We start from the raw sequence: 6616 nt of genomic DNA on the forward strand, positions 1-6616 counted from the left end.
TCGTCGTATTTGCGCCGCTTATCCGGCATAGTCTTGCTCTTTTTTGCGGTCATGACTCAGGAAATATACGTCCTGTTTCTGTGCGCCTCGACTAGACCACCTCAAACGTCGGGCGCGGCCTGGCAACGGCACCCGACTACCTTTTCCTATGAGGTAAATGACCGAGATGAGGTACACATGTGGCAGGAGTTGGACGGCTCGAACTACTACCCGGCTGGATCACTCACCAAGCAAAGCGTAGTCGATGCAGACGGACGGCATTTGCTTTCCTATCGTGACCAGCTGGGTCGGACGGTGCTGCAACGCAAAGTCATTTCGACACCAGGGCAAGAGCAGTTCAACGACACGTATACTGTATACTATGAGTCAGGGGCGGTGCACTATACTATTCCACCGGCGGCCGTTGAGGCCATGAATGCTGCCCAGCAGTGGAACCTGTCAAATAATGCAGGCTTTGTTAAGAAGTGGTTGTTCCAGTACGTTCATGATGAGCGCGGCCGCTTGGTAGAACGCCACTTCCCGGGCCAGGAACCGGTATACCTAGTCTACGATGCATTTGACCGGCCCATTCTGGTGCAGGATGGCAATCGGCGGGCAGCGGGCATGTGGTATTTCACCAAGTATGACGAGCAAAATCGGTCAGCCGTAGAAGGCATTGTAGAGGGCCCTAGTACTCGGCCTGAGATGATCGAGCAGCAGCAGGAATTCACTGCCCTTAACCCTTCCGGGGAAGAGTTTGAAGTGCGTGTGGGGAGCGAATACACAACGCAGAACACGTTCCCCCCCGTGCAGGAGGGTGCAGGCGGTTACGTTTTGTCGCAGACCTTTTACGATGACTACGGTTTCGACCCCAATGGGGCCTACTCGTTTCGACCGCTGGATCCGGCTATGCCCGGAGATCCACAGCCTACGGAGCATACCTTTGGCCTAGCAACGGGTACGCGCAAGCGTATCATCCAACCCAACAATACCTACGAAGGACAACTGACGGCTGTCGTGTTCTATGATAAGTATGGTAACGTCATTCAGAAGCAGAGCAACAATCGGCTGAACCAAGCCGCAGAGCTGTCGGATGTGACGACTCTCGTGTATCGCGCCCAAGGATTTGTGCCCCAGTTGCTTCGTAGCGTGAAACACCAGGAAACGAATGTATACGCTGCCGTATCGATCCGCAACCGCTTCGCCTACGACCATAGCGGACGGCTGCTCGATGTCTGGCAGCAGAACTTCTACAAAGGCTTATGGGATGCCGAAGTGCGCGTCGCTCATCATAGCTACAACTTGCTGGGGCAGCTTGTAGAGAAAAACCTGCATAGCCGCGACAATGGGGCCTCGTATCTGCAGTCGGAGGACTTTCGCTACAACCTACACGGTCAACTTTCCCACATCAACAACAGCACGCTGACCGATAACCGATCCACGGCAGGCGTACGGGCCACCAATGATGATACCAATGACATCTTCGGGTTGGAGCTCATTCGGGAGGTAGACAATGCGGATGGGTTAGGCAATACGGCTCGCTTTGATGGGGGCATTACGGCCGTCCGCTGGCAGGCCCACAATGCATCCCAACAGCACCAGCCCGAGCGGGAGCGTAGCTACCGCTTCAGCTACGATGGGCTAGGCCGGCTGACGGATGCACAGTTTGCTGCTAAAAATGGGACGTGGTCTACGACGGAGGTGGGTGCCTTTGATGAGCGCAACATCACCTACGATGCGAATGGTAATCTGCGAACCGTCCGGCGCAATGTGCAGGCGGGTCCAGCAGCGCCGTTGACGATAATCGACAACTTAGAACTTCGGTATGACGGAAACCGCTTGCTCAGTGTAACAGAGAGCGGTGACGGCGCGCGCGGGTTTCGGGTTGCCAGCACGCTCTCGGGTGGCAATGGAGGTGTTCAAGAAGAGGAAGGCCCAATAGGGATAGTGGTGAGCACGGACCAATACCAATATGACGAGAACGGCAACCTGGTACTAGACAAAAACCGCGGGGTTGCGTTGACCTATAATAGCCTCAATAAAATAGAGCGACAAAAAGTAGGTACAAGCTCCGTGGAGTATGAGTACGAAGCCGGCGGAGCGGTACTACGTCGAACCGTTTCCTCTGCCCGCAACTTTGTGCAATACGATTATGTGGATGGTATCACCTATGAGTCTTCCCCAAACGCTTCTGGCCTAGCATGGCTACCAACACCCGAAGGGCGGGCACTCATCTTGCCCTCGACGCCGGACCAGTTGACGTATGAATACCAGATGCGTGACCATCTGGGCAACCTGCGCGTGGCCTTTCGGGCTACGGCCGGGAAGCAAATTACGGGTCTCAGCTTTGAACAGGATGAGGTGGAAGGCGAGTATCCGCACTTCCGCAACATTGCCACCAGCCGGGCCGATTACAGTTCCTTTCCGGGCAGCAGCCGGCCGACTGTCGCCTCTGGCTCGGTGGGTACCAAAGTAGGAGCTATTACCAACAGCCAGCCTGCGCCAACTACTTCCGTGCCCGTCACGCATGGGGAACAGGTCAAAATAAAGGTTTACTACAGCACGCCCTACGGGCCCCAGATGGTGCGTCCGGCTCTCACTCCACCTACACCAGCTCGCATTCAGCCGCAGTGGGCACTGGTCCCTGCTCTGGTAACGCCCCAGCTCTCGTCAACTGAGAAAGGAACATACAGAATCCCGCAGTTGGCTCCTGCAGTTCAAGTGAGCATGACCGGATTGTTGACCAAATTGGCTGGCGCGCATCGTGCAACTCCTGTGATCCCACAGGAAGCGCGGCCGACCAACGCAATGGCGTATCTGACCTGGGCATTGTATGATAATGAGCAGCGCCTGGTCAGATCGGGCTCTATGCCGGCGCAAGTGGAAAGCAATGATTCGTGGCGGGAATTGGTGGCCGTTGTGCCCATCGACCTGTCGTCTGTTGAAGCACGTACAGGGCAGCTGCGGGTGAGCGTACTCAACGAAGGATCCCAACCAGTATACTTTGACTCACTTTCCATTTTGCATCCGAAAGCGGAACTGCTGGTTTCGCAGGAAAACCATTACTATCCCTTTGGTATGGCTATAGGTGGGGTAGCAGTCAACACCCAGGCAGCGGAAGTAGCCAGCAAACAACTCTATAATGGTGGCTCTGAGTTACAGGACGATTTGCTTGACGCGGAAAACAGCTTCTATTCGACGGAGTTGCGTTCTTACGACCCAACTCTTGGCCGCTTTTGGGGGGTTGACCCGCTAGCAAATGAGTTTACTTCATGGTCACCCTATCATTTCGCATACAATGATCCAATTAATTACAATGACCCAACAGGTGCAAACGCTCAAGAAGCAATTCTGAATTATCAGCAGCAGTACGACAGAATACATGGTGCAGGTTCATATGCTAATGAAGGCAGAGGAGGTAGTAACGCTATGATTTACGAAGTGGCTTATCAAAATGGTGGAGCAGGAGTAGGTATGATTGGTGGAATTTCAAGCAAACAGGTGTTTAGCTATAAACAAATTACAGCAATATTTTCTGCGCCTTTTGTTCAAAACGGAAAAAGCTATTCTTATGAATATGTTTGGAAAACTCAAGTATTTAGAATACCTTCCGCATATTGTGAAAATTGTGTAAATCCAAGTACACTCAACAACAACCTCTTAGGTCTGTCTTACCCTGGAGGAGACAATCCTAAAGATTTTAAAGATAATTATTCGTATTCCTACAAACCCAGCAGTCAGGTTGAATACCCAGCAATAGGCCATGACAGGCGATACGATAATTTAAAAATAACGGGTGCTAAAGGCTTGCTTATGGATCCTAGATCAATTGGTGCAGATTATCAGTTCGTAGCAGAATCTTATTCTATCTCATTGAAATTGCTTCTTAGTGGCGATGTCATAGGGTCTACTAAAGCCGCAATATTAGGTGAAGGACTGGGATTGGCAGCGCTCCCTAAATCCTTACTAACTTTAGCCTTTGATCAAAACGCCTTGTTTAATATTGCCATGTGGTACCATGTGAGCAATATAGGTGTCACAAATAAACCCTCGCTTCACAAACACAAATGACACTGTTTATGAAATATTCATTTTTGATATCCATTGCGTTGTTTGTTATTGTAAATCTCTCTTCATGTGATATGAATAGATTTTCTGCTGGTTCTTATCCGTATGCTGAAAGAGTTTTGATTCAATGTTCATTCCAAGACGCAGTAGACAACCTTAATTCAATTAAAACCTCTGGCAAATTTGATCATGAGTTGTCTTTTGAAGATGGTCCAAATAATGAAGACAAGTCTTTTTATAGTTTTTATTTTTATTCATCAGAACACAGTTATATAGTTCATTTATTATTAACTAAAGCTTCAAAATACGAATCAACTATTATTGTTAGTGCTATTAAGAATAGCGATCAAGGTGGTGATTGGATCGAAATTAATAACGGCTTGCCTGAAAATGAAAAAATTAAGGTCATGGCTTGGCTTAAAAATAAAATACTAGATAATTTGAAATGCAAGAATTGATTTCTTTTTAATCAGTGATGTGTTCAACAGGACTTAATGTAGTCTGACATTAATATTAAAAAATGGAAAGAATTCTGGTACTCTCAATGCTGTGTGCATTTACATTGCCGAGCTTCGCTCAACAGCAGCAAAACCCACCCATCAGCTTACAGGCAGCAACTCTTACCCTACCTCCTGGGGCGGCCCCGAGTGACGTAGCCATTGCGGACTTCAACCACGACCAGCGCCCAGATCTGGCCGTCACGCAACGGGGCCTCAACCAGTTGGCCATCTTCCAGCAAACGGCAACCGGCTTTCCGGCTACGGCCACGAGCACTTATACGGCGGGCACGTCCCCCAGCAGCGTAGTAGCTGTGTCGTTGGATGTGAATAACCCCAATGCCTGGCTGGATGACCTGTTTACCGTCAGCGGCCCGGATGGGCACATTACGGCCTTTACCAATTCGTTGACCCAGCCTGGCGCGCTGACCGCCTCACTTGCTGTTAATTTTGCTTCGACCTACCCTAGCGTTTCGCCACGCCTTCAGGCCGGTAACCTTAACGGGGATGGGCTGATTGACTTGGCGATGACGAATGACAAGGAGATTCTGGCCGGTGTCTTTGCGTATGCTCACCGGGGCAATGGGGTAGTTGAGCAAATAGCGAGGCAAACCACGCTGGACCTGCCTGCGAATATTCAGCTCTCGGACTTAGATCAGGACGGGGACCTGGATGCCCTGGTTGCCATGCCGCTCTATAACCAGATCCGCATAATGCAACACAGTCCTATGCAAGCCGAATTCTGGTTAGCCCCTCCGATCAACATACCCAGTCTTGGCACAGGGGCCAGTAGCGCCGCGGCTGGCGACATTAATCTGGACTTTTACCCGGATCTGGCTGTGGCCAACAGCGGCTCGAATACGGTAGTCGTCTTTCTACGAACGGCCCCGTTCCAGTATACGACCCCACTCATTTTATCCATGTCTGCCACCCCGCGGCACGTACTGCTGGCGGACCTCAATGGGGACCGGGCCGCGGAGTTGATTGTCGCCACAGATACGCAGTTGCTAGTCTACCGCAATACCCTGCAGCCTGGTCCGCCTCGCTTTGCTACACCGGTTGTATTTCCCCTCGGGCCCACTCCGGATGCCTTGCGGCTAGCCGATGTCAACGGGGACCGGGTGACAGACATTCTTATTCCCTGCGCCGGGGACCATAGCGTTCGGATATTTTATAACCTGAGCCAAGTGAAGCCCACCGCCACGCGGCCTAGTGCTCTGCTCGGCATTGCCCTCGTGCCCAATCCGGCCACCGACCGGCTGACTGTATTTCAGCCAGCACAGCCTGCTCCCTTGGTACTGACGGTCCTCGACGGACTAGGCCGCACCGTGCTACAGCAAACACTCACCGCTGCGGAGAGCAGTTTCTCGGTCGCGCATCTGCCCCGGGGCCTGTACATAGCTCGTCTGCAAGCGGGTGCTCGCAGCGCCACGCAGCGGCTGGTGTTAGAGTAAGTGCTAGGGTGTTGCCACCTCAGAAGCATACTGGCTCCCTACTTCCCTTGGTACGTGGAAGTGGTGAGCACGAGTGTCGTGCCCACGGTATCGGTTTGAACAATAACGAGCTTTTGGGTAGTTAATTCCTGTATAGTACCACCACGAGCGGCTAAGCCAGCAGCCCCACCGAGGTAAGGATGACTAATACTGATCTTGGTATCGTTAGCACTTACGCTCCAGGTACCTGTTACTGTTTGTGGCTCGGAAGGCAGGCATTTTTCTACTCCGTTGTCGAACAGCAATTTGCCAGTGGCTTGAAAGCTATAAAAGTCATCACGGCTACACGTAGGATACCCAGCAAAGAGATTTTCATTCGTGCCGGGGTAAGTCCGCATCCGAGCTGTCAGGTACCAAGTTTTGGCCATTATTTTTTTGGTTGCGGTCGGTGCTGGGGCAGGAGCTGGAGTATCGGAGTCGGAGCTGCTACAGCTGGTGCTCAAGAAAGTTGCAGTGAGTAAGGTTATGTATAAGTGTAGCCTTCCCCATTAAGTGAGCCAGTCAAAAGTAGAGAGAAGTAGTAACTTTTCACTTCTTCTATTTTTGACTGTTTATGAAAAAAAGCCGATTCAGCGAAGC

The 6616-nt window shown here is 51.3% G+C and carries 4 protein-coding genes; 3 read left to right on the plus strand and 1 reads right to left on the minus strand.

The features are described 5' to 3' along the window. Positions 1-51: 51 nt before the first annotated feature. The 3 genes from ABD842_RS14090 (at position 52) to ABD842_RS14100 (ending at position 5998) form a co-directional block, all read left to right on the plus strand. Positions 52-4050, plus strand: coding sequence for an RHS repeat-associated core domain-containing protein (locus tag ABD842_RS14090; RefSeq protein ID WP_345115109.1), 3999 nt, complete (start codon positions 52-54; stop codon positions 4048-4050). Between the two features lie 71 nt (positions 4051-4121). Next, complete coding sequence (locus ABD842_RS14095) at positions 4122-4505, plus strand: hypothetical protein (RefSeq protein WP_345115111.1); 384 nt, start codon at positions 4122-4124, stop codon at positions 4503-4505. 62 nt (positions 4506-4567) lie between these two features. Beyond that, on the plus strand, positions 4568-5998 hold the full coding sequence (locus ABD842_RS14100) for a T9SS type A sorting domain-containing protein (RefSeq protein WP_345115113.1): 1431 nt from the start codon (positions 4568-4570) through the stop codon (positions 5996-5998). A 38-nt stretch (positions 5999-6036) separates the two neighbouring features. Here ABD842_RS14100 and ABD842_RS21220 read toward each other — a convergent pair whose 3' ends face one another. After that, entirely contained in the window at positions 6037-6405 is a 369-nt protein-coding gene (locus tag ABD842_RS21220) for a lipocalin family protein (RefSeq protein ID WP_425553193.1), read from the minus strand. Between the last annotated feature and the right edge of the window lie 211 nt (positions 6406-6616).

Origin of the sequence: Hymenobacter algoricola (genome assembly GCF_039539525.1) — a bacterium.
Lineage (GTDB): Bacteria > Bacteroidota > Bacteroidia > Cytophagales > Hymenobacteraceae > Hymenobacter > Hymenobacter algoricola.